Source organism: Aestuariibacter sp. GS-14 (assembly GCF_006494365.1).
Classification (GTDB): Bacteria; Pseudomonadota; Gammaproteobacteria; order Enterobacterales; family Alteromonadaceae; genus Alteromonas; species Alteromonas mangrovi.
The window spans coordinates 275,056-300,411 of record NZ_VHIP01000005.1 but is presented as its reverse complement, the minus strand read 5'-3'; the positions used below and the strand labels follow the sequence as shown (position 1 = coordinate 300,411).

The 25,356-nt window shown below is 49.1% G+C and carries 21 protein-coding genes; 11 read left to right on the top strand and 10 right to left on the bottom strand.

Features of this window, described 5'->3' with window-relative positions; translation table 11 throughout:
• Positions 1–73: 73 nt before the first annotated feature.
• A complete protein-coding gene (locus tag FJ444_RS10940; protein WP_140958317.1) occupies positions 74–634 on the top strand; it encodes an RNA polymerase sigma factor in 561 nt (186 codons plus the stop codon).
• Entirely contained in the window at positions 624–1,706 is a 1,083-nt protein-coding gene (locus FJ444_RS10935; protein WP_140958316.1) for a FecR domain-containing protein, read from the top strand. Before FJ444_RS10940 ends, FJ444_RS10935 begins: the two co-directional genes overlap by 11 nt.
• A 41-nt stretch (positions 1,707–1,747) precedes the next feature.
• Here FJ444_RS10935 and uxuA read toward each other — a convergent pair whose 3' ends face one another.
• Entirely contained in the window at positions 1,748–2,920 is a 1,173-nt protein-coding gene (gene uxuA, locus FJ444_RS10930; RefSeq protein ID WP_140958315.1) for a mannonate dehydratase, read from the bottom strand.
• A gap of 341 nt (positions 2,921–3,261) precedes the next feature.
• Between uxuA and FJ444_RS10925 the strand changes: the two genes are divergently transcribed.
• Both FJ444_RS10925 and FJ444_RS10920 read left to right on the top strand, forming a co-directional pair.
• Positions 3,262–5,547: a TonB-dependent receptor gene (locus FJ444_RS10925; protein ID WP_140958314.1), complete on the top strand. Its 2,286-nt coding sequence runs from the start codon at positions 3,262–3,264 to the stop codon at positions 5,545–5,547.
• A 69-nt stretch (positions 5,548–5,616) separates the two neighbouring features.
• A complete protein-coding gene (locus FJ444_RS10920; protein WP_140958313.1) occupies positions 5,617–8,325 on the top strand; it encodes a glycoside hydrolase family 2 TIM barrel-domain containing protein in 2,709 nt (902 codons plus the stop codon).
• Positions 8,326–8,375: 50 nt separating this feature from the next.
• On the opposite strand, the gene FJ444_RS10915 is transcribed toward FJ444_RS10920, so the two are convergent.
• Complete coding sequence (locus tag FJ444_RS10915) at positions 8,376–9,080, bottom strand: FadR/GntR family transcriptional regulator (protein WP_140958312.1); 705 nt, start codon at positions 9,078–9,080, stop codon at positions 8,376–8,378.
• A 73-nt stretch (positions 9,081–9,153) separates the two neighbouring features.
• Complete coding sequence (locus tag FJ444_RS10910; RefSeq protein WP_140958311.1) at positions 9,154–10,917, bottom strand: glycoside hydrolase family 2 protein; 1,764 nt, start codon at positions 10,915–10,917, stop codon at positions 9,154–9,156.
• Between the two features lie 191 nt (positions 10,918–11,108).
• Between FJ444_RS10910 and FJ444_RS10905 the strand changes: the two genes are divergently transcribed.
• From FJ444_RS10905 to FJ444_RS10895, 3 genes are all read left to right on the top strand, one after another.
• Positions 11,109–11,696: a DJ-1/PfpI family protein gene (locus FJ444_RS10905; RefSeq protein ID WP_140958310.1), complete on the top strand. Its 588-nt coding sequence runs from the start codon at positions 11,109–11,111 to the stop codon at positions 11,694–11,696.
• Between the two features lie 301 nt (positions 11,697–11,997).
• Positions 11,998–14,148: a TonB-dependent siderophore receptor gene (locus FJ444_RS10900; protein ID WP_181405132.1), complete on the top strand. Its 2,151-nt coding sequence runs from the start codon at positions 11,998–12,000 to the stop codon at positions 14,146–14,148.
• A gap of 95 nt (positions 14,149–14,243) precedes the next feature.
• Positions 14,244–15,491, top strand: coding sequence for a UPF0149 family protein (locus FJ444_RS10895; protein WP_140958308.1), 1,248 nt, complete (start codon positions 14,244–14,246; stop codon positions 15,489–15,491).
• 27 nt (positions 15,492–15,518) lie between these two features.
• On the opposite strand, the gene FJ444_RS10890 is transcribed toward FJ444_RS10895, so the two are convergent.
• On the bottom strand, positions 15,519–16,403 hold the full coding sequence (locus FJ444_RS10890) for a LysR family transcriptional regulator (RefSeq protein WP_140958307.1): 885 nt from the start codon (positions 16,401–16,403) through the stop codon (positions 15,519–15,521).
• Between the two features lie 102 nt (positions 16,404–16,505).
• Here FJ444_RS10890 and FJ444_RS10885 point away from each other — a divergent pair, with 102 nt between their 5' ends.
• From FJ444_RS10885 to FJ444_RS10870, 4 genes are all read left to right on the top strand, one after another.
• Positions 16,506–17,399: a DMT family transporter gene (locus tag FJ444_RS10885; protein ID WP_140958306.1), complete on the top strand. Its 894-nt coding sequence runs from the start codon at positions 16,506–16,508 to the stop codon at positions 17,397–17,399.
• Between the two features lie 3 nt (positions 17,400–17,402).
• Positions 17,403–17,747 (top strand): gamma-glutamylcyclotransferase, encoded by a 345-nt coding sequence (locus FJ444_RS10880; protein ID WP_140958305.1) that lies wholly within the window; start codon positions 17,403–17,405, stop codon positions 17,745–17,747.
• A gap of 88 nt (positions 17,748–17,835) precedes the next feature.
• Complete coding sequence (locus FJ444_RS10875) at positions 17,836–18,711, top strand: DMT family transporter (RefSeq protein WP_140958304.1); 876 nt, start codon at positions 17,836–17,838, stop codon at positions 18,709–18,711.
• Positions 18,712–18,720: 9 nt separating this feature from the next.
• Positions 18,721–19,365 (top strand): DNA-J related domain-containing protein, encoded by a 645-nt coding sequence (locus tag FJ444_RS10870; protein WP_140958303.1) that lies wholly within the window; start codon positions 18,721–18,723, stop codon positions 19,363–19,365.
• A gap of 147 nt (positions 19,366–19,512) precedes the next feature.
• Here FJ444_RS10870 and FJ444_RS10865 read toward each other — a convergent pair whose 3' ends face one another.
• The 6 genes from FJ444_RS10865 to pqqB form a co-directional block, all read right to left on the bottom strand.
• Positions 19,513–20,292, bottom strand: a complete 780-nt coding sequence (locus FJ444_RS10865) for a siderophore-interacting protein (protein WP_140958302.1) — start codon at positions 20,290–20,292, stop codon at positions 19,513–19,515.
• Between the two features lie 443 nt (positions 20,293–20,735).
• A complete protein-coding gene (locus FJ444_RS10860) occupies positions 20,736–22,181 on the bottom strand; it encodes an insulinase family protein (protein ID WP_140958301.1) in 1,446 nt (481 codons plus the stop codon).
• 5 nt (positions 22,182–22,186) lie between these two features.
• Entirely contained in the window at positions 22,187–23,308 is a 1,122-nt protein-coding gene (pqqE, locus tag FJ444_RS10855; RefSeq protein WP_140958300.1) for a pyrroloquinoline quinone biosynthesis protein PqqE, read from the bottom strand.
• Positions 23,301–23,588 (bottom strand): pyrroloquinoline quinone biosynthesis peptide chaperone PqqD, encoded by a 288-nt coding sequence (pqqD, locus tag FJ444_RS10850; protein ID WP_219993893.1) that lies wholly within the window; start codon positions 23,586–23,588, stop codon positions 23,301–23,303. The genes pqqE and pqqD overlap by 8 nt, the downstream gene beginning before the upstream one ends.
• Entirely contained in the window at positions 23,588–24,343 is a 756-nt protein-coding gene (pqqC, locus tag FJ444_RS10845) for a pyrroloquinoline-quinone synthase PqqC (RefSeq protein ID WP_140958299.1), read from the bottom strand. The genes pqqD and pqqC overlap by 1 nt, the downstream gene beginning before the upstream one ends.
• 11 nt (positions 24,344–24,354) lie before the next feature.
• Positions 24,355–25,278, bottom strand: a complete 924-nt coding sequence (gene pqqB / locus FJ444_RS10840; protein WP_140958298.1) for a pyrroloquinoline quinone biosynthesis protein PqqB — start codon at positions 25,276–25,278, stop codon at positions 24,355–24,357.
• Positions 25,279–25,356: the final 78 nt, after the last annotated feature.

Sequence of the window (25,356 nt, the reverse complement as noted above, 5' to 3'; positions counted from 1 at the left end):
AATTTTTTACATCAACGAGTAAGTATTTTTCTAAACTTAAAACGTTAACGTAAAAAAACTCTGTACCGAACCTATGAATGATAACAATAAGGTTTTACTGCAACTGCAACGATTGCGAGTAAAGCTAAAGGTATTTTTATCGCAATTTGTGTCTGCGGATGACGTGGAAGATATTGTGCAGGACGCTTACGTTAAAGTGTGGCAAAGCCATCAGGAGCAAGCTTCATCGCCCGTTACTGACGGCTTTGTGTTTACCGTAGCTAAAAACCTTGCACTTGATTATCTGCGTAAACCACATGTTAGCCGTATGCAATCGGTGGAAGAAACTGATGATGCGCATTTTGCGTCGGGCGATACGACTTACCACGGCGTTAAAGCACAGCAACAGTTTCTGCATTTCTGCGAATCAGTTAAGCAATTGCCTCCTCAGTGCCGGAAGATTTTTGTGTTAAAGAAAGTCTATGGTTTGAAAGCGCGAGAAATCGCTACTGAACTGGGTATCAGTACTCGCACGGTTGAAGTGCAGTTGCAAAGAGCATACGTAAAATTTTATCAATCGGTAGAACAGCAGCGCACAGAGGTGGGTAAATGCCAGGACGTCAGCAGAGAAAAAGGTAAATCCAGTGGAAAGTAACGATAGTAACGTGGTTAACCTGTACGCTAATGAGACCATTATGCAGGAAGCTGCTGCCTGGTTAGTTAAAATGGATGACGGTCTCACGCAGGCTCAGTTGGCAGAATTTGAGCAGTGGAAAAGTCGTTCAGGCAGACACGCAGACGTATTTGAGCAAATGCGCCATACACTGGATGAAGCCGAGGTTTTATCGTCGTTGGCAGAAGTCTTTCCACTACAGCGGCGCAAGGGCGGAGTTCGATTTCATAGCTGGTCAGCACTGGCTTCAGCGGTACTGTTTTGTTTAGTAATGTTGCCCCTGGGATATATTGGGGTCTCCTATCTTTCTGACACCGAAGTCACTGACGCATCACCTTACCTTTATTCTCTGCAGGTTGACGCGCCAATAGCCACGTCTGTAAAAAAGCAGCTCCAGGACGGTTCAGTGCTTACATTAAACTCAAATTCGTCTGTGTTAGTGCGGTATACCGCACAAAGCCGGGAGATTGTGCTTACAAGAGGCGAATTACACATCGAAGTTAAGCACAACCCGAGTCGGCCACTGTTTGTGAATGCAGGGAATCAACGGTTTGAAGCGGTGGGTACGGCGTTTAATGTGGCAATGCATGAGTCAGATGTCGAACTGATTGTAACCGATGGAAAAGTAAAAGCTGCTGTTGCGACGTCGTTTCCTGGATCAGACACTGACATCACCCACTCATCGGTAAATAGCGAGCAAACCGTTCAGGTTGTAAAAGGAGAAAGACTGCAAATTAGGGTTGATACGCACTTGCCAACAGCGGTGATGAAGTCGCAAATGGATGAGGTGCAGATGGCTATGTCACTGTCGTGGCGGGAAGGCATTATTACATTTAATGGTGAACCGCTGACCGACGTAATATCGCAACTGGAACGTTACACCGGCAAGCAATTTGTGATAAAGGATGAATCGCTGAAAAATTTGAAAATCGTCGCCCGATTTAAAATGCAGGAGTTGGATGACATATTGTCTGTTATGGAAAAGAACATGGGGATAAATGCATCGAAAGATACAAACAGAAGCGAGCTAATTGTACTGAACTCTGCCAAGTGATGAGACAGTACAATGAATACGCTCGCTTCTGTTTGGTAGGGTCAACTTGCTCGCAGGCGCTCTAGCACGTGAATGACACCACGCAATTCAGCCAGCGATTTCATTCTGCCAGCATAGGAATAGCCTGGGCGTACGCCGGGCTTATTCATTTCTTCATCCATTAAATGGCCGTGGTCCGGGCGCATGGGAATACTATTGCGCTTACCCCGGTTCGTTTCCTCGTCCAACAGGGCGTTGATCAGGCCAATCATGTCGTTGTCGCCATCGAGGTGGTCTGATTCATAAAACGAACCATCGGGCTCGCGCTTCACATTACGCAAATGCACAAAGAAAATACTGGGGCCAAATGCGCGTACCATATCAACCAGGTCGTTGTCAGCCCGTGCACCAAACGATCCCGCACATAAGGTTAAGCCATTGGCAGGGCTTTTTACGGCTTCAAGAATGGCTCTTGCGTCGCTGGCAGTCGACACCACACGAGGCAAGCCAAATAGCGAAAACGGTGGATCATCAGGATGAATACACATTTTCACACCGGCTTCTTCTGCTACAGGAATAATCGCTTTCAGAAAGGCGAACAGATGCTGACGGTAGCCTTCGGTACCCAGTGCAATAAACTGAGCAATGGCTTTGCGAATGCCCTCGCGGTCATAAGAGCCTTCACCGCCTGGTAAGCCTGCAATGATATTCTTCTCTAGCAATTCGCGTTCGGTGGGCGACAGCGCTTCAAAGCGCGCTTTGGCAGTATCCAGCTGGGTTTGATTGTAGTCTTGCGCTGCGTTGTCGCGTTGCAGCATAAACACGTCGTAGGCAATAAAGTCGGTCATTTCAAAACGCAGCGCCTGAGAGGCATTGGGTAACTGATAACTCAGGTTTGTGCGTGTCCAGTCCACCACCGGCATAAAGTTGTAGCAAACGGTATCAATGCCGGCTTTGCCTAAGTTGCGCAGGGTTTGTTGATAATTGTCGATGTGTCGAAGGTAGTCGCCCGTGCGGGTTTTAATATCGTTATGCAAAGGTACGCTTTCTACTACAGACCAATTCATGCCGGCTGCTTCAATTTCAGCTCTACGCGACTGAATCAATGCCAGCGGCCAGACTTCGCCGGTAGGGATTTCATGTAACGACGTAACGATCCCGGTTGCGCCGGCTTGCCGGATTTGCCGTAAAGTAATGGTGTCGGTTGGTCCGAACCAGCGCCATGTTTCCTGCATAATAATCACCTGGTGAGTTTTTGGTATAGTGGTCAGTCCAAAATGCTTGCATATAACAATGCTACGATCAACATATTTACGTTTTTATCTTAAAAAATGGTTCAAAACTTAACTATTTCATATTTAGATAGGTGCTATCTAAATATTGGAGATATCATTATTCAATTGTTTTTGTTGGTTTTTTATTTATTTTTTCACATGTCGTAGCTGTTCACTTTAAAAAGTTGTTAACAGAACGTTGAACCAATTTTTTATTTACGTATATTGGCCTTACCAAATTGCTGCTGGTAAAGCCAGTTGCTCAATATTCCAGTTTAAGCGTACTGAGTGAGACAACACCTATGATGACCCTACACAAAAATAAATTAACGCTTTTAGCCATATCGATTGCAGCCGGGATTGCTTCTGCAGGCCAGGTATCGGCTCAGGAGCTTGAAGTAATTGAAGTAAAGGCCCAAAAGCGTGCTCAGGCACAGCAGGATATCCCCGTTGCGGTTTCCGTGCTGGGCGAAAACGCGTTGGAGCGATTAGACGTTAAGAACTTCGATGACGTTACCCGTGTTTCCCCGTCACTTACCGTAGAGCACGGTGGGGAACCTCAGGTAAACACCATTCGCATGCGGGGGGTGGGGACGGCCGCTTACAGTATTGCCGTTGAATCCAGTGTTGCGGTAGTGGTGGATGAAGTGCCCTTAATGATGGCTGCTCAAGCGTTTAACAATCTGTCTGATATTCAGCAGGTTGAAGTATTGCGTGGCCCACAGGGAACGCTGTTCGGTAAGAATGCCTCAGCAGGTGTTGTTAACGTGCTTACAAAAGCGGCGTCGTCAGATTTTGAAGGGCGAATTGAACTTGGTGCTACAAGCGACAATGAACGCAAGGGTCAAATTATGCTATCTGGCCCTATGTCTGACGATGTGAACTACCGTATTAATGGGTACTACAAGGATCGCGAAGGCTATATTACTAATCTAACCACGGGTAGCAAACTCAATGGCGAAGAAAGTTATGGCGTGCGCGGAAAACTCCAGTGGTATGCCAGTGACAACCTGGACGCAACGCTTATTTATGATGTGTCCCACCAAACGGGCAGCAATGTGCCAGTGTGGGTGGAAACCGGAAATGGTGTCGCTGGAGAAGGCGAAATTGCGTCGGAAGACAACCTGACGGTACGCAGAGATACCGACAACGAATATGAAACCGACCAAACACTGGCGGTGGCAAAGTTTAATTACTTACTCAGCGATAGTCTTGTTCTCACTTCAGTGTCGAGTTTCCAACAGTTTGAGCAGGTATCGGTATCAGATGAAGACCTGACCGATGTACCACTGGAAGAGGCATTCCCACCATTTTTACTGGGCAGATTTGACCCGTTGGGACTCGGCGGGCCACAGGTAGTGCAGGATGCGTATATTGACGCTGAAGCCTTTACTCAGGAAATTCGTCTTACCGGCACGCCGTCTGAAAGCCTGGAATTCATTTTAGGATTGTTTTACAGCGATCAGTCTGTGTTCCGTGATTTCGACAGAAAGCCATTGCTGTTTGTGCTAAACAAATGGGAAGCTGAAGCAGAATCTACGAGTACCGCGCTGTTTGGACAAGGCTCTGTAGAAATTGCCTCCGACACCTTCATTGATGTAGGGCTGCGCTTAAATCACGAAAAAATCAGCGTTGATTTTACCGACTACTACGGTAACGGATTTGCGCTAAATCCCACTGAACCGGTGCGGTATCAGGGGGATGATTCGCAAAATGCCGTTACTGGTAAGGTGTCGCTGCGTCATTTTCTTCAGAACGGCACTATGGTTTATGGCGCGGTAAGTACCGGGTATAAAGGTCAGGCCTATGATGTTGCATCTGGTTTTACGCAATATGATGCTGACTCGCCTGTGGGCGAGGAAACTTCGGTGTCTTATGAAATCGGCATCAAAGGCTTCACCGACTCAAGAAATTTCAGCTACGACATTGTGGCATTTTTAACGAATTTCGATGATTACCAGGCGCAAGGTGCACGCACAGACGAAAATGGCACGCCAATCTTTGCGCTGAACAACGTAGGCGAGCTGCAAACAAAGGGTATCGAGGCTGAGTTTTCGTATCAGGCTACCGATGCGTTGCGTATTGATGCGTCGGTTGCTTATACGCGTGCCACCATTGAATCATTCGTAAATGCGCCGTGTTACGGTGGGCAAACTGAAGACACGGGTTGTATGGTTGGTGCTGGCCCGGGCGGCCTGAATGTTCAGGACCTTTCCGGCAACGATCTGAATAACTCGCCTGACTTAAAATACAATCTGGCGATGTATTGGGAACAGCCAGCCGATAGCTTTGACTTTAGTTGGTTTGCACAAGCTAACTACCAATGGCAGGACGATGTAAGCTTCGACTTATATGGCGATCCGTTGAATAAGCAAGACGCCTATGGCATAGGCAATCTGGGGTTCGGTATTGTTGATAATCAGGATAAATACAAAATAACGGTATTTGCCAATAACTTGTTCGATGAACATTACTCTATGGGATACAGCAACTTTGAAGAACGCTTTCAGGGTGAAACGGCATTATCAAAACGCTGGTCGCGTGGCGCACTTCGTTATGTTGGCGTGAATGTGTCTTACCAGTTTTAATCGAATCAATTCGTGTTCATGCAGCAGTTTACTATAACTGCTGCATTGTTTTTTGTGCTCGGGGGATAAATGAGAGAACGTATAAAGGCAACCTTGTGCTTGGCCATTATTGCGCTGTTTGGATGCAGTACCGAAAATCATGTGGTGTCAGGGAGTGTAAGTAACCACTCCGTGAGAAATGAAGTCGCACTGGACCAACCGTGGCGCTTTCAATTTTCTGCTGACCTTCCTGCCGATATCTATGCACCGGGCTTTGACGCCTCACAGTGGCAGCAGGTGTCTGTTCCACACAGCTGGAATCGGGTGGGGTATTACCTGGATAGCGCCAGCCCGCATATTCATACCCAACAAAATATCAATGTTGAACAAGGCGTCGGTATATACAGAACGGCGTTTTCACTGGACGCTGCCAATCAGGGTAAACACCACTGGCTGGAATTTGACGCCGTTAGCCGGGTAGCAGAAGTCTGGTTAAACGGCCAGTATCTTGGCGAACACCGCGGTAGTTTTAACCGGTTTCGGTTGAATGCAACCGATGCGGTAACCTATAACGCACCGAATATATTAGTGGTGCGGGTAGACAACAGTAAACCTACAGCAGAGTCCAATACCGCAGATACACTGCCGATTGCTGGCGATTTCTTTGTGCACGGTGGTATTTACCGGCCGGTCAGACTCATTTCTACCAATGATGTTCACATTGATATGCAGGACTTTGGCGGCTCTGGCGTATATGCAACAACCGTCTTGGCAAACGATAAAGCGGCGCGCATTGACGTAAATAGCCGCGTAACGAGTCACTCGCTTTCGGAGTCTGCGGTAGAGGTTGAAGTTAACTTACTGAACGCCAGTGGTGAACTTACTGCGACAACCTCCCAAGTCATCACTGTATCGAATAGCAATACCGCTGAGCTGAATCAAGTGCTGGACGTGCAACAACCCAGACTGTGGCAAGGCACAGATGATCCTTACCTTTACCAGTTAGAAGTAGTAATAAAGGAACCAAACGGCACTGTACTCGACAAGGTTAGACAGGACTACGGCATCCGCACGATTGCCATCACAGCAGAGGATGGCGTGTTATTAAATGGTAAGCCGCTGCATTTGCAAGGGGTAGCGTATCATCAGGACAGAGAAGGTCGTGGTTGGGCGGTAAGCGAACAGGATATAGAGGATGATGTGGCGATCATGGCCCAGATGGGGGCGAACACTATTCGTCTGGCGCACTATCCTCACGGGCAGCCGGTTCATAACATTGCTAATCGTTTGGGCTTATTGTTATGGGATGAAATTCCGCTGGTGTCGGCGTGGCGCTATGGCGAACAACACGAAGAAGTGAATAAGGCGATAGCCGACAATGCAAGCCTGCAACTTATTGAAATGGTGAAGCAAAACTTTAATCACCCGTCAGTAGCCGTGTGGGGAATTGCGAACGAAGTCGATTTTGGTGCCGTAGTACCTATGTTTGTGCAAAGTGCTCCAGGCTCAAACCCTGATCCCGTACCGCTGTTAAAGCGACTGGCCTCAGAAGTTGAATTACTTGATGCCAGCCGCCCGTCGACGCTGGCTAACTGTTGTGCCAATGTGGCTACCTGGCAGCGCGCCAATGTGCCAGACACGTCAGCCATCACACAAACAACGGGTGCGAACCGCTATTTTGGATGGTACTACGGTAATGCGAATGATTTGGGGCCACATCTTGATGACCTACATAAACAGTATCCTGGGCAACCCTATGCTGTAACTGAGTACGGCGCGGGTGGTGCACCCACGTTTCATACTGATAACGTACTGGGTGGCCCAGTGGCAGCAACGGGACGTAATCAACCAGAAGAGTACATGACCTATGTACATGAAGTGAATTGGCAGGCCATCAGCCAACGCCCTTACGTGTGGGCCAGCTGGATTTGGAATGCGTTTGACTTTGCCACTACGACCCGGCGCGAAGGTGACTCACAAGACATAAACACCAAAGGGTTAGTCACTTACGACCGCGCAATTAAAAAAGACGCGTATTTTTTCTATCAGGCCAACTGGACGGATACACCCATGGTGCACATTACGTCTCGCCGCTATAAAGACCGCGCTTATCAGGTTGCTGATATCAAAGTTTTCTCCAATGCGCCGTTGGTAGAATTAAATCTCAATGGTAAGAGTGTGGGACAGCGGTCTGAATGCACTCATCGAACATGTATTTGGGAGAGTATTCGCTTAGCTGAGGGCGAAAACAGCGTAACAGCAGTAGGACTCGACATCGACGGCAAGGAACTGGTTTCTGATTCGATAATATGGCAGCTCAATACTTCGCAGCACAACGCGTACTTTATTGACGCGGGAGCGCAAATGGCTGCTACAACGCAGAATAACTACTTTGGGTCAGACAATTTCTTTACAGGCGGTCAGGCCGCTTCCTATGACAAGCCTGGCGGATGGGGGCGTCCGCCAGTGCTGGCTGACATTCATGGCACTGAAGATAGAGATTTGTTTGCTACTTACCGAAAAGGCGAGTTTGGTTATCGTTTGCCACTGGATAACGGCAGCTACCGTGTTGCTATTTATTATGTTGTAAACAATAACGAAGCCCCTGTCGATTTCAATGTAGTGGCGAATGATGAACTTGTACTGGCAAATTTGGGTGCAGACGATGCGGCAAACGATGGCTTGAACGCCCATGTCAGGGAAGCAACAGTGATAGTAAAAGAAGGCGTGATGGCTATCGATTTTATTGCACTGACAGGTGAACCAAACGTATCTGCAATTGCAATCACACCTCACTAATTTTGGCAAAGCCTCAGCGTCACAAATGCGCGTGTTCGCTGAGGCTCTTTTTATTCAGAATCCAATTCCAGTACTGTCATATCCTGTTCAATAGCGTGAGAAATATGATTCTGCATAGCTGCTTTGGCCCGATTGGGGTCGCGCAGCTTTAATGCATTCAGAATTTTGCGATGTTCATCAACATAGGGATGCACGCCCAAATCGCGTACCCGCTGGTGGAACGTCAGGCTTAATGCCGACTTATTGCGCAATTCCCATAGCCACTTGATGGTTGAGCTAAGTGCGCTGTTGTTGGTGGCTTCTGCAATGGTGCAGTGAAACAGCTGGTCGGCCTTTTCCCGCTCCAGCTCAGTTGCATCAGCACTTTCCATGGTTTTCAAAGCTTGCTCAAGGGTTTTGATTTGTTCCTTGGTGATCCGCGCGGCTGCCAGACTAACCGCTTCGGTTTCAATCAGGAGTCGTGCTTCGAGCACTTCGAAGGGGCCGGGTACGTCGTCGATGGTAATGGATTGAGGGCTTGGTTTTAGTGGCAGAGCATAAATACCTGAACCCGTTCGTATTTCTACTAAACCAGCAATTTCCAGTGCAATCATGGCTTCGCGAATGGTAGGACGGCTCACTTCAAAGCTGGCCGCTAAATCACGTTCTGAAGGTAAGCGTTCACCTGGCTTAATTTCGCCGCTGCGGATGAGCGTTTCAATTTGCCCCGCTACTTCCAGATATAAACGACGCACCTTCACAGCTTCTACTTTCATTTCACAATTCCAATCCCAGTAATCTATTGAGCTTACCGGGATTGGAGAGGGTGTCAAGCCACCCTACCTTTGATCATTGTTTTGCCTTTTCGGCATACCAGTCTTGCATGATAAACCATACCTGCTTTTTGATGCCCTGGTCGCTAAGAAGCCCCTTTCTGTTCCAGTAGTCCTGTATGCCGGCCAGCGGGCGACGCGCAGCCCGAAAATCTTTCAGCAACCAGGGTGACACACCAGCCAGATGGGGCATGTTATCCAGCATGATCAGGTTTTGTTTGAATACCCGCATCTGATACGCTTCAGAAAAGAACGTGTTTTCATCACCTTGCCAGCCTTGCAACGCACCTGCACCAAACTCACTGATGATAATGGGCTTGTTGAAAGCCGACTGCCATTTGTACTGCGCACAGGTTTCCGGCGCGTCGTAGTACCAGCCGCAATAACTGTTAATGCCTATTACATCCACTACACCGGCGAAGGCTTCGTCGATAATGCGGCCGCTGTCAGTGGCAGTTTGTGTATTAATGGCCGCGGTCACCAGTCGGGTTGGATCAGTGCTACGAACAGTGTCTGCCAGCTCGGTCAGGAATGCGGTGCGGACTTCGGTATTCGGGGTTTCGTTGGCGATGGACCATAAAATCACCGCTGCCCGGTTTTTATCGCGGAATAACATCTCGCCAAATTGCTGTTTCGCTTTGGCCAGTACGTTAGGGTTGTCGAACTGAATGTCCCAGTAAACCGGGATTTCTGCCCACACCATTAACCCTAACTCATCGGCAATTCTGAGCATGTTTTCATTGTGAGGATAGTGGGCAAAGCGCACATAGTTGCAGCCTAGCTCTTTGGCCCAGCTCAATAAAATTCGCGCTTCTTCTTCACTCCAGGCCCTGCCGTCACTGAATGGCTTTTCTTCATGAATAGCAATGCCGCGCAAAAATACTGGCTTACCGTTTAACACTATCTTGTCACCCGACACTTCAATGGTTCTAAAGCCAATTTTATCGGTGAGTGTTTGCTCGCCAAGGGTTAGCGATGCGGTATACAAGGCAGGGCTTTCAGGCGTCCACAACCGAGGTTTGGCTTTGAACGTAACACTGGCCTGGCCGGTTGCATCGGTTTTCAGGCGCTTGGTGATCCCAAGCGTTGGCAATGCAACATCAATGGTTTGATTGGCGGGTGAGCTGCCACTAACGGTAACAGATAGCGCAATGTTGCCGTCTTTCAGATACGTGAATTGGTAATCCTGAATGTAGGTTTGGGGCAGCGCAATCAGACGAACCGGGCGTGTTATACCGCCGTAGTTCCACCAATCGGTGCTCATGGTGGGGATAAAATCAGGTTCGCGACGGTTGTTCACTTTTACAACCAGTACGTTTTTGCCGTCCTTCAGTGCGTCAGTAGCGTTGAACTGAAAGGGAGTGAAGCCGCCTTCGTGTTTGCCAAGCAGCGTGCCGTTTAGGTAAACACTGGCCAGATAATTCACTGCATCGAAGTACAGTATATAGTGTTTGCCAGCCTCAGCCTGATGATAGAATGCTTTTTCGTACCACACGCTACCTTCATACCAAAATAGTTTGTCGTCTTGTGTATTCCAGTCACCCGGAACCTGTAGCTTCATGGCCGAGTCGAAATTAAATTCCTGCAGCCTATCTGCGGCAGGCGTGCCATTGAAGTTCTGGAATTGGCGCTTATCACCCACATCAAACGGATCCACAATGGCATTCCACTGGCCATTTAACTGAATTTGCTCGCGGCCTGGTGCATTCTGCAACAGGTCCATGGCAAGTGTTTGGCTAACGAACAATAACATGCCTACGGCAATAATGACGGACTTCATAATGTATCTGCTTTGTTAATTGGTAAGGCCAAAATACAGTGTGCAACTGGAAAATAAAACTGCCTTACCAATTATTAGTTTGATTGATTTCATATTTGAAACGAATGCGGGCAAGGATTCAAATAACCAGCGTAAGACAGCGTTCATGCGAATTGGTATTATGGCGGTATGCCACTACAGGGAGACAGCAAATGCACATTGGTATTTATATCTACGACAATGCTGAGGTACTCGATTTTTCCGGCCCGTTTGAAGTATTTTCAACCGCGAACCGCTTTTTAGCCGGGGACAGGCAGCATAAGGTTTCGCTGATGGCACAAAAGGCGTTTTTGGTTCATGCCCGGGGCGGATTTCGGGTACAGCCTGATTTTTCCATAAGCGAGCATCCGCCTGTAGATGTGCTAGTGGTAGTGGGGGGAGTGCATACCCACGAAGTGAAAAAAGCCGCTGTTATTGACTGGATTGCCGACGCAGCAAAATCGGCAAAGGTGGTTGCATCGGTGTGTACCGGCGCATTTTTGCTTGCACAAGCCGGGTTGCTGGACGGCCGGGATGTTACAACACACTGGGAAGATTGCGACGATTTGCAAAAGGATTACCCCTCCCTTACGGTAAAGCGCAACGTAAGGTGGCTGCGAAGTGATCAGTACTTCACGTCTGCCGGTATCTCTGCTGGCATTGATATGAGTCTGGCTCTGGTTGCCTTTCTCTACGACAAGACCATTGCTGAAAAGACAGCACGGCAAATGGAATATGACTGGGTACATCACCCGGATTAATGCTGCTTGTAATCCGAAAATGTCATCACTGTATTGATCTACTTCTTATTTTGTAAATAAAAATAATTATCATTTAGATATTTATTGCTGTATTATGCCCACCGTTCGGTGAGTCCAACAGAGCTTCACCGTCTAACGCAGTTTCGTTCTGATTAACAATGTTCCAGTGCCTGTTGGTGTGATTTCGCAACGGGTTACTTTACCAGGCTACACATTCTCAGAACGGCCAGACAATCCATTGCATACACCTGGTGGTACTGATTGCCCTAAAAGACCAGGTTCAATGAATCCGGAGTACACAATGAACAAACCCAACTTGCAACGCGCGCCCATCGCAACCGCGCTGTTACTGGCATTAGCGCCAATGGCTGCGGTAGCACAACAAACCGCTACTCAATCGAATGATGATGGGATTGAAACGATTGAGGTAACTGGTCATTACACGGTAACCGAGCGCATCGATACCGCAACAGGTTTGGGATTAACCCTTCAGGAAACGCCACAATCAGTTAGTGTACTTACCGAAGAACGCATTCGCGACCAGGCGCTTGATACCGTAGTGGATGTGGTTCAAAACGCCACCGGTGTGTCTTTTCGCGCGGTAGATAATGTGCGTAATACTCTGCAATCCCGTGGGTTTGATATTACCACTTATCAAATCGACGGCGTGCCATTGCCGTGGAGTTTAGCGGCAGATTCAGGTGAAACCATTGCCGATGTGATCATGTACGAACGCGTAGAGTTCGTGCGTGGTTCTACGGGTTTACTAACTGGGGTAGGCGATCCTTCGGGTTCTATTAATCTGGTGCGCAAGCATGCGGATGCCACCGAGCTGACCGGCTATGTGAGTGCGGCTTATGGGCGTTGGAATAACGCTGAAGTCTCAGCTGATGTTGCGGGCTCGCTTGGGATGGACGGTGCTATCCGCGGACGCCTAGTAGCGAAATACGAGCAGGGCGACTCTTTCCAGGATCTGTTTTCTAACGAATCAACCGTGCTGTACGGCGTGTTGGAAGGCGATATTTCCAACAATACGCTGTTGCGCGTGGGCTACAGCGTTCAACACAACGTCCCGAAAGGCAATCACTGGGGCGGCTTACCGGGAACTTACAGCGATGGCAGCCAAACTGATTGGGATACGTCGGTAACGACGGCGGCAGACTGGACGCGCTGGGAAACCACAAACAGCAATCTGTTTGCCAACCTGCAACACCATTTCTCAAATGGCTGGCTGGTAAAAGTGAATTACAACCGCATGGACTACAACAAAGACGACGTGCGTTTGTTGTATGTTTACGGTGCACTTGATAAAGATACAGGGGCAGGCCTGTACACCTGGCCCTACCGCGCTGAGGGTGACAGTGTATTAGACAGTGTCGACATTCAGCTTCAGGGCGATTACCCGCTATGGGGGCAAACTCATGAATTTGTGGTGGGTAGTCTGCATAGTGAACAATCGGCAGTGGCGTCTACCTATTCGGTTGTCAGCAGTGACTCTGTGGTAATTGATAACTTCTTTGAATGGAATTCACAGTGGGCTGAGCCGGTATGGACCGACTCACCAGACACCGTTGCCCAGGACATGGACACCAAGCAAACGGGTTACTATGCCGCAACGCGTTTACACGTAAATGATGAGCTGAAGCTTATTGCTGGTGCGCGTTTAGCGGACTGGGAGCGCACCGGGCAGTCGTATGGCACGGCCACCGAATTTGGCGACGATGGCGTGGTGATCCCATATGCAGGTGTGTTGTACGACATTACCGATGAACACCGTTTCTACGCCAGTTACACCGACATCTTTATGCCGCAAAATGCAATGGATCGCAACGGTCGTTACCTGGACCCGTTAACCGGTGCTACCGTGGAGCTTGGTTTAAAGAGCCGCTTTTTGGATGAACGTTTGAACACCGCCGTGTCGGTATTCAGTATCCAGCAGGATAACCTGGCGCAAAACGATATCGATGCCGATGGCACGGTTCACTATGTGCCCGATGCGCCGGCTGGCACGATTGCCCAGCGTGGAGCAAAAGGCACAGAAAGCAAAGGTTTCGAAATTGAAGTAGTAGGGCAGCCGGTTGATGGCTGGCATATCAACGCTGGCTGGTCTGTATTTGAAGCCGAAGATGCCAGCGGTGCAGATGTAAACACCAGCTATCCGCGCAGACAGTTCAAACTGTTTTCTACCTACAACCTGGAATCGGTATTACCTGCGCTAACCATTGGTGGCGGGGTAAACTGGATGTCAGAAGCACATGATGGCGGCGCAGTGCAGGATGCGGTTGCACTGGTAAACGTAATGGCCCGGTACGATGTTAGCGAACAGATTGATGTGCAATTTAACATCAATAATCTGTTGGATGAAAAGTACTACAACTACATTGCAGGTAACGGCCAAATCCGCTTCGGACAGCCGCGATTCGCCCAGGTGCGAGTAAGTTACTCGTTCTAATCTTGAACCGCCGGGCACATTTGCCCGGCTTTTACTTTTCCTCTGCCCGTATCTGATATACCTTACTGCTATCACAGCAAGGGTAATTCGTTTTTATGCTTTCACCACAAACATTGCGCAAACAGCTGACTATTCTGTCTGAACTCTCTGAAAAGCAACCCGGCTACTATTACATTCATGGTTATTTTTGCGGTTTGGCCTGTGCGCCAACCTTAATTAAACCGTCGCAATGGTTGCCGGCGCTTTTGGGTGACATTCACTTTGAATCAGAGTCGCAACTGAAACTGAACGATGCCTTGTTTCAGCTGTATAACCAGATCATGGATGAGGCGTTAAACCGGTGTGTTACTATTCCTGCGCAGTGCAAACTGTCTAAAAAAGACATCAAAGTCTCACTGGCGGAACAGCAACCCTTGCCCCAGTGGTGCCTGGGTGTACTGGACAGCTTTGAGTGGATCGAAACCGATATTTTAACACCTGACGAATTTGATATTTTTGCCGACAGCGAAAAACGCGTACTGGCGTTTACTTCATGGCAAAACATTAGAAGTTACTGCCGTTGGGCGGGCGATGAGTGGGAACGCCATGCGCTGCTCGAGCGTCGCATGCTGGGTGGCTCACTTGAAGAACTTATCGATGTGTTGCGCTTTGGTGGTTTAGACGACGACAACACCGACTTCGACGACGATTTTGTGGGCGAGAATGCCATGCTAATGGCCTTCGATGAGCAAGTGTCGGAAAGTATCGACGAGATCCTGGCTACCGACAGCCCCAAGGTCATTGACCTGATTGATACGATTTTGGAAGGATTCGAGGCTGCGATGGGGCCCGGTTTTGTTGAGCAAAATACCGGACATTTTTGGCTGATCCATGAAACGCGTAATTACATGTTGCTACGTCAGAAACGCGCAGGGCTGAATTTTAAAAATGGTAATGCCGATAAGGCAATCGAAGAACTGCAAACCCTGTTGCGCCTTAATCCAAACGACAACCAGGCCGTGCGATTTTCACTGATCAATATGCTGATATGCAAAGGTCGCTGGGATCAACTTCAAGCCCTATTGAAACAATTTGATGAACCCAGTCTACCGGTGCTGGGGGGCAAAGCGCTGCTGGCCTATCACCGCGATCCAAAAGGCGAAGCGGCCGCAAAAGCCAAACGTGCTTTACTAAAAGCCAACAAGTACGTTGTGAAATACCTGACTGGACAAAAGCAGGTTAAACATTTTGAAGGCATGTACTCGCCAGGCTCGGCCGAAGAAGCCGAATTATATATTCTGGAATACGGAAAAGAAGCCTGGCGATCGGTAGACGGCTCGCTGTTTTGGTTGCGCGCAAGTTAGCCTGTGTCGTAATTTAGTGAACAGTGCTCAGACCTGACGGGTGAGTTGATTTACCAGTAATCCGGTAAAGCCACCAAGTTGGGTTGGTGAGCGCACACAAACTTTAAGGGCACGTTTAGCCCATGGTTCGTCTAATTCAATTATGGCTATGGGCAGGTGTGGTTGTTGCGAAATAGCATCAAACGGCACCAAGCCTATTCCCACGCCGGCACTTACCATTCTGCACACTGCCTCGAAGCTTTTAACCTGAACCCGTACGTTAAGATGCTGGCCGAGCGCTGAGACTATGTTCATGGTAAAAGTATGAATAGCTGAGCCGTTGTGCAGCATGACAAACGGATGATGCAGTACATTGGCAAACGTAGTACGACCACAGTTAGCCAGCGGATGTAATAGCGGGGTGATCAGTACCAACCGGTCGTCGCGGTAGTCTAGCAGGGTTAAGTTTCCGGGTTCATTGGGCTCGGCTACAATGCCTGCGTCAATATCACCTTTTTGTACGGCGTCAAGAATGTCAGCGCTGGTGTGCTCTTCCAGTGCAATGCTCACCGACGGATGCGCGCCCAGGAATACCGCCAGATCGGCAGGCAAATAACTATGAATAGCGTGAGTATTAGCCCACAGGCGAATATGTCCTTGTAAACCTTTGGCAAACGGCATCAGATCAGCATGCATTTGTTCGAGATTGGCCAGGGTATGGCGGGCATGCCGCAGGAAAATCTCTCCCGCTGTAGTGAGGCTGATGCCTCTGGCATGGCGATTCAGCAACACCGTTCCTATATTGCTTTCCAGCGTTTTAATTTTATGGCTGGCGGTAGAAGGGGCAAGAAATACCTTTTCAGCGCCTTTGGTAAGATTTTGTGTTTCTGCAATGGCTAAAAACAAACGCAGATCTGAGAGCGTGTATTGCATAGTGTTCCATATTTTCGAATGCTCGATTGAAAATAATCCAATTCTTAGTGAAGGGAAACTGTCGTAGTATGCTAAATCTCGAACACTAACAGCAAGCATCCAGTGACTTCACATCAACAAGGTTTCTTACTTGCCACCTTAGCCGCTTTCGGATTTTCATTAAAAGCGATTTTCGTAAAGCTTGCTTACGGGGCTGGCGAGATCGATGCGATCACGTTACTGGCATTGCGTATGGCATTTTCGCTGCCGTTGTTTTTAGTCGTGGGGATGAGCGCGTTACGGCATGGGCCGACGTTAAAAGCGAAAGACTGGCTGTTGGTAAGTGCGGTGGGGCTGGCTGGCTATTATGGCGCATCCATACTGGACTTTATGGGCTTGCAGTATATCAGTGCCGGATTGGAACGACTTATTTTGTTCACCTACCCGGCCATGACAGTGCTACTGGCGGTGATATTTCTGGGCAAACAACTGCATCGACGCCTGGTATTGTCATTGGTACTTTGTTCTGCGGGTGTGATGATTGCCAGTGCCGGGGATTTGCAGTTCAGTGACTCAACGGGTGATGTGTGGCTGGGCGTGGGTCTGGTATTCGGCTCAGCGTTGTCCTATGCCTGTTACAATGCGTTTTCTGAGGTCGCCGTGAAAAAGCTGGGCTCACGCAAAGTTTCGTTACTGGCCATGCTGGTATCTATTGCTGCCGTACAACTGCATTTTGTACTGTCCAGCCCGTTATCGGGGCTGGCCCAACCGATGTCGGTATACGGCTATGCAATGGCCATGGCACTGTTTGCTACGGTGATCCCGGTGTTTTTGCAAGCATCCGCGATACGCCATATTGGCGCGGCAGATACTGCTTTGGTGGGCACACTTGGGCCTGTGATCACTATTGCGCTGGGGTGGGTTATTTTGAGTGAGCCATTGTCTGTGGCTCAAATAGGCGGTACCGCACTGGTTATTGCCGGTGTGTTGGCAATTAAACGAAATACAACGGGGTAAACGGTGAGCTCGCAACCTGAACATTTGTTTGTATATGGTACGCTTCGCGCGGGTTATCCAAATCAGCATATTCTCGACAGCATAGGCGGTAACCGGCAATCAGCGTCGCTGTGTGGTGATTTAATTGAATCAGGTTGGGGCGCCGCGCTCGGTTGTCCGGGTTTGGTGTTAAATCCTGAGGGTACGGTTATTCAGGGCGAAGTATTTAGCTCATTAAATCTGCATAAGCACTGGGATGAGCTCGACGCCTTCGAAGGTAACGAATACCAGCGGGTAGCGGCGGAGGTTGCTTTGCACAATGGCAAAGTACAGCTGGCCTGGGTATACGTAGTTAAGTTAACAAAGTGAGTTGGCGCAAAAGCGCTAACACAATTACATATCAACTGGCACGCATCATACTTTTGTGGATGCGCAACACGGTTTAGCAGGAAACAAAGTGAGCTGGATCCTATTTACCCTTATGGCGGTGTTTTTCCAAACCTTCCGCAATGCAATTCAAAGTAAACTCAGTGCCACCGTACCTACTATGGGTGTAACTCTGTCTCGCTTTCTGTTCGCATCACCGATGGCGGCCGCGTATGTTTATGCGTTGTCGGTATGGCAGAATGCAGGTATTCCTGACTTCTCGGCGCGCTTCTGGATCTATATAGGATTGGGAGCGTGCTTACAAATTGCAGCCACTTCATTGATGGTAGTGTTGTTTAAGCAGAAAAACTTCGCAGTGGGCGCTGGCCTGGCTAAGAGTGAGGCGCTGGTGGCTGGCGTGCTCGGCATGCTTTTTTTCGGTAGCACCCTGAGCTTGCTCGGTTGGGTGGGCATTTTTATCGGTGCAATGGCGGTATTTGTGCTGAGTGGCTGGCGGAAAGGCGGTGACTTAACGCCAAAGACAATAATGATAGGACTGGCTTGCGGTACCTGCTTTGCCCTTACCTCGTTGTATGCCCGGGAGGCAAGCCACGCACTGTCCTTGTCGTTTGAACTCGCCGCGGGATGGGTGCTGTTTTGGCTATTGCTGGTGCAAACCATTATATTGTGTGTTTACATTGGCTTGCAGCAACCAACAACGTTTTCAAAGTTGGCTGCACAGCCGGGTAAAACACTGGCAGCCAGCGTAACCAGTTGTCTCGGCTCAATTGGCTGGTTTACTGCCATGGCGATGCAGCACGTAGCCTATGTAAAAACCCTTGGTCAGCTGGAAGTGTTTACCACTATGCTGATATCAGTGGTTTGGCTTAAACAGCCGGTGCGAAAACACGAAACCCTCGGCTTGGTACTGATTGGTTTGGCTGCAGTGCTGGTAATGTGGAGCTAAAAATAAAAGGTGAAAGTAATTATTTCAGAAAATGCGCCTGATCCATTGTTAATGGAGGCCTTGCACGCCTTGCAGGGAAAGTTTGATGACGGTATTTCTGAGTATGCGTTGTTGCAGGCTTTACAGGCACCGCCATGGCATCTGTTTCAGGGACTGAACCTTAGCGATTCACTGGCCATGTTTCAAATGCACTTTGTGTTGTTTAATGCGTTGTATACGCTGAGTGACGAATGGCAAAACCAAGGTGAAACGGCGTTGGATATCCACACCTTAAAGATTATCCGAAAACCCGTTATTAGCAGTGAGAGCTCAACACAATCGGGCTCAGTTGAAACAACCGAACTCAATAACGACGATCCGCTCAGAGCTTACTATCTGGACTGGCGCAACCTGAAAGAGACCGACCGTAATGGGGTGGAGAAGTTGCTAAATGGGTTTTGGGAACGTTTTGTGGGGGGAGGGTATACCGACCATGACGTTAACCAGGCTAAACGCATTTTAGGCTTTGATGCGAACTCACTGTTAACGGCAGCAGACATAAAACGGCAGTACCGAAAATTATTGCAGACTCATCACCCGGACAAAGGCGGCAGTACGGAAGCATCGCAACGCATAACCGAAGCATACAGGGTGTTGAGTCGCATAGTACGTTAGCACTGAAATTAGCAGACGTTAACACTCAAACTAATGCAGACTATAGCCCGTTACAAGTAACAGCTTATAATCCGCCCTTATACCAATTCGCATAGATGTTTACCCACTCAGCAGCACCCTGAGGGCAAACTTCTATGCGAATTGGTATTACCCATTGTACTGGGCCAGATCCTCCCGTTTATCGATTTTATGCTGATCCTCTGAACGGCCTTTGCGCCAGTAGCTGGTTACATAAACCTGACTGCGTGGTATATCGAACTGCTCATCCAACGCACTTCTGATTGCCCGCATGCTGGAAAATTCACATGCTGCCCACACTGCCGGTGTACCGTCCAGCCAGCGAATTGCGGCTAACGACGAAGCGAGTGTATCGCTACCGGCATTTTCTACCCAAATTATGTCAACATTATCCGGGTGTGTAAGTGCTTGCTTATCATCTGCATCTTCGATGCTGATCACGGCGTAACCCTTAGTGTCGGCTGGTAAGTTTTCCAGTTGTGCACTAATGGCGGGTAAGGCTGTCATGTCGCCCATTAACAATACCCAGTCGCGCTCGTCGGCTAATCCCTTTGATGTACCTGGGCCACCAAAATACAGTGTGTCACCGGGTTTTGCGTTTACTGCCCAATGAGATGCCGGGCCGCTCTCGACGCCTTCGCCGTGTAGCATAAAGTCAACAGTGAGTGTACCCGTTTTCGCATCGGCGTGTCTTACCGTGTAGGTTCGCATCAGCACAGTTTCATTCTCGGCAGGTGCGTCAGTGAATGACTCACCATACTGGTTGAAGAGTAACTTGATGTAACTGCCGGCTGGCGTGTCGTGGGGAAACCGCTGCAGGTCTTCTCCCTGAAATACCAGTCTTTGCATGGTGGGTGTCAGGCGTTGACTGGATTGCACCTGAACCTGATAGTAATTGCGTTTCTTCATTAAATCTCCTTAATACCAATTCGCATAGAAGTTTGCTCACTCAGCAGCCCCCTGAGGGTGAACTACCAGGCTTTTTAGCTAGGCTTGGTTGCACAGGTTTGGTGGTTCCAAATCAAGCAAGCGTAACAACGCTAAAAAGTCTGCCGGTTCGCCCTTAGGGTGTTGCCCGAAGGGAGTGGCCAAAACGACTTACATCTGTGTTGCGCCCTCTGGACATAGAATGACTATGCCTCAGAGTGCGCGTCGTGATCTAAGTCGTTTTCGACTAGCCCTCAGGGATCACTCTGAGAGGGCAAACTTCTATGCAAATTGGTATATTATCTAACCTGCGCTCTGCGCGCAGGCGCACAGAGGTCAGTGTACTGGAACACGAGACTTTCTGTTATCTTTATTCTAAATGAGAATTATTTGCAAAAATAATACTTAGATTAGGACGATTCGTTTCAGGAAATCGAATCAGGGTTTACTAACTGCTGAATTTCCTGTTCGCGTCGGTGCGGCTCATCGTCCATCACACCGTAACATATAAGCGTATTATCAGTAAGTTGCACGCCCATGGCGTAACACTTTCCGCTTATTCGCGGCAACCAAAACTGCTCCTTTTCCAATAGCGCACGGGCTATTTCGGCGTAAGGCTGTGCTGTGTTGTTAAGTGCCAGCCAGTATATCCAGTCATGCTGATTACATAAAAACGTTTGGCCTGCCTGACGTTGTTCTGCTAAGGCCGCCACCCTGGGGGGTAACTTATTGGGCAGGGTGAGTGCCGCATGTCCCGCGGCCACGTTTACAAATTCACAGTCCGGGTGTTGAGGCTGAGCCCGGCTGACCAGCCTTACAATTGGTTTAGGCAGTGGTTTTAAACTGGTGATCACCGGTGTGAGCGCCAGTGCCTGAGTCAATGCCACCACCTTGCGATTCAGCGGCTGCTGGCCGTGATACCAGGCCAATAGGCTGTTGATGGATTCCGGGTATTTGGATTCAAAGAACAGGTGTTGTTTAGGTACAATTCGCAGGAACTTTACTTCGTCGATAAGGGCTTGTTGAGCCGCTATCAACTGGCCCGGGCGTCCAATAATGCGGAATGCGAATTTCTGCTGATAGTTAGCAGAGTCTTCAACAACGACTTTCATATTGTACTTATTCAACAGGCCGCGCAGTCTGGCTTTGGCCGACAACAGTCCATCCAGATAACACTCAGGCAGCCACCAGCTAAAAATACAGTCATCCTGTAACGTGTCAGCCCTGAACTGGTGTTGCCTAGGAGTATAGGTTAAGTCGCTGGCTTGAAATGGTTCACTGGCCTGGGGCAGCAAATCGTTTGCCGCAATGCCAGACAATAACAACGTGATTTGTCCTGCCTGATAGTATTGCGCTTTGTAACCCGCTACATCAGATGCTCTGAGCTGCGAAATTGTGTCGCAATAACCGCCCCAATGGTGATAGCAATCCGGGGCGCGATCGCCGCGCCAAATGGCCATTTTTTGCTGGTATTCGCCAGTGGCTTCGTACATCGCTAATTCGCGGGCAATAACACCATCCCGCTCACGGCGAATGTCATCGTCGTTATATTCTCGCTGTTGAATACCCGCCAGCAGATAATCAACCGCTTGAATTAATATCTGCTTATTGGGCGATACCGCATAGAAGTAACTGAATCCATTGTGGCTTGAGGCGTTCATCTTCAGCGGCAACAGACTGTTGGCAGCAAACAGTGTATGCCTGGCTGGGTAGCGTGTTGAAGTGCGAAATACCAGATGCTCTACTAAATGCGCAATACCCGAACTGTCTACCGCGGGTGTTGGTACCACAAACACTGCGCCAAAGTCCTCAGCGGCCTGCTTAAAGCTAACCACATTGAGTCCGTTAGACAGCTGCTCCTGGTGCGCCATGGTGTTTATATCTCAGTAATGGGGATGCTTACCTTGGGATCACGATACACTAATTCGCGGCTCGGTGATTCAGAATTTTTCACCGCCTGGGCCATCAGGCTATGGTCGGGTGACTTGCTGCATACCGGATCGGTTTTATACATGTCGCCGGTTAACATATAAGCCTGGCAGCGGCATCCACCGAAATCTTTTTCTTTTTCGTCGCAGGTTTTACAGGGGCTGGGCAGCCAGTCTGTGCCGCGAAAATGGTTGAACGAAAAGTCTTCCCGCCAAATCGCCTTGATGGACTTGTTTTTTACGTTTGGAAAGGTAAGCGGCAGGATTTTCGCACTGTGACAAGGCAACGCGCTACCGTCGGGGGTGACCGTCAGGAAGGTGGTAGCCCAGCCATTCATACAGGCTTTAGGGCGGTCTTCGTAATAGTCAGGAGTAACAAAAATAAAATGCGGGCTTTTGCCTTGTTGTTGAGCGCGAAACGCGTTCACCTTGGCTTCGGCTGCTTCCAGTTGTGCTTTCGCTGGTAGCAAGTGGTCACGATTCAGGTACGCCCAGCCGTAATATTGCACTGTGGCCAGCTCCACATAGTCACCGTCCAGCTCGCAGGACAGCGCCATTACATCGTCGATTTGGTCGATGTTCTGTGCCGTCAGACAGAAGTTCAATACCATAGGGTATTCGTACTGTTTTACCAGTTTCGCCACTTTGAGTTTTTGCTCGAAGGAGTGACGTTTATTGCCAATCAGGTCGTTGGCATCGGCGTTGGCGGCCTGAAAACTCAGCTGTATATGGTCGAGTCCGGCTTCCCGCAGTGCAGCAATCCGTTTTTCAGTAAGCCCAATGCCGGAGGTGATCAGGTTTGTATAGAAACCCAGGTCGGAAGCATGCTTTACCAATACTTCCAGGTCTTTTCGCAATAACGGTTCGCCACCGGAAAAGCCCAGTTGTACCGCGCCCATGGCACGTGCTTCGCTGAGTACCCTCAGCCAGGTGTCGGTATCACACTCTTGCTCACGGCTACCCAGATTCACAGGATTTGAGCAATAAGGACAGTGCAGCGGGCATTCATAAGTGAGTTCCGCTAATAACCACAGCGGTGGCCCCGGCTGGGAATGCTTTGCCTCAGACATAGTTAATCCAACGCTTTTCTTCTGCATGTTCGAAGAAAGCGAACACGTCTTCACCGAGACCTTCTGCATCGGGAAACTTTGTCAGTAAGGCATCGATGATGTCGCTGATTGTGCGCTCACCGTTTACCTGCAAAAGGATTTCTGATGCACTGGGGTTAAGCTTCACCATGCCTTCCGGGAACAGCAGTACGTAGCAGTCCTGTGCAGGTTCGAACTGAAACTTAAACAAGCGGTTGAGTTTAGGGACTTTGCCCGAAAGCGAGTCAGACAGTTCATTCATTACATTAACCCCTTGTGGCAAATTTGCTGGTCGGCCAGCCCGTGAAATGGCTTGCGGTTGAACTCAAAGGCCAGACTAATAGCATCGGCCAGCGACCAAAGTACGTCTAGTTTGAACTGCAGAATATTCAATGCCTTTTCCTGTAGCGCTCGGGTGTTGAAATGATCGAGGGTAATTGCCAGGCCATGTTCTACATCACGACGGGCCTGACTCAGGCGCATTTGAAAATAAGCAAAACCGTCCTGATTGATCCACGGATAGTGTTCTGGCCAGGTATCCAGTCGGCTCTGGTGGATTTCCGGTGCAAACATTTCGGTTAGCGAAGAACAAGCGGCTTCTTCCCACGTCGCTCGGCGGGCAAAATTAACATAGGCACCTACAGCAAATTTAACGCCGGGTAGCAGCAGTTTTTCGTCCAGAATGTCCTGACGTTCAAGTCCCACTGCTTCGCCTAATCTTAACCAGGCTTCAATGCCACCTAATCGCGGATCGCCTTGTTCGCCATCGTGATCCAGTATGCGTTGAATCCACTTACGGCGGGTTTCCATGTCCGGACAATTGGCCAGTATGGCGGCATCTTTAATCGGAATACACATTTGATAAAAGAAGCGGTTGGCCACCCAACCCTGAATTTGTTCTTTCGTGCATTCGCCCTTATTCATGGCCTGATGAAACGGGTGATGAATATGGTAGTACTGCCCTTTGTCACGCAGCTTTTGTTCGAATTCTTCTCGGCTCCAGGGTTGTTGACTCACCGTACACCTCTCTATAAGGAAATCTTCATACCGTCGTACGCCAGCTCGATGTTGTTGTCGAGCAGGTACTGGTGGGCTGACGAGTCTTCGTTCAGCACTGGGTTGGTATTATTAATATGGATCAGGATTTTGCGATCAATCGGGTAGCGGTTTAACAGCGCTACCGTGCCGTCCGGCCCGTTTACCGGCATGTGACCCATTTGTGTACCCAGACGATTGCTAAAGCCTTTTTGGATCATTTCATCGTCCAGCCACAAGGTGCCGTCGAACAGTACACAACTGGCTTGTTCCAGCATGGATTCCACCAAGGGGCTGGCCTGCACGCACCCAGGAGCGTAAAACAGCGATTTGCCTGATGCCGTGTCGGTAATTTGCAGGCCAATATTGTTGCCGGGTACCACTTTGTCGCGATAGCTGGAATAGGGCGGCGCATTGGATTCCAGTACAACGGGATTAAACGACAACCCTTCTATACCTGCTGGCGTAAAGGACTGGTTGTAGTCCGTATCAATGGCATGGCGTTGCAGACCGCCGTGCCAGTGCTTCAACATCGGAAACAGCGGAAACGCCGTGGTGAGATCTTCATAGACTACATCGGTGCAATATACCGGCAGCGGCAAGCCTTCGCGCAAAGTGAGCAAGCCGGTGGTATGATCGATTTGACTGTCGGTAAGAATGATCGACCGGATGCTGGTGCCGCGTTGTTGGGATTTGTCGGCAGGCCATAGCTCATGTGTATGATTGATTTGATGACGCAAATCCGGGGAGGCATTAATTAACACCCAGTCGGTACCATTTGCGCTCACAGCAATACTGGATTGGGTGCGCGGACTGGCTTTAATTGAACCATCTCTTACGCCGCGACAGTTGTCGCAATGGCAGTTCCATTGTGGGAATCCGCCGCCGGCACCTGCGCCCAGGATCAGTACTTTCATGCTCAGGAATCCTGTTTTTTTAAAAGCGTTGCCCGTTTTATTCACAGGCGGGAATAAAAAAGGCTGCGCATAGTGCAG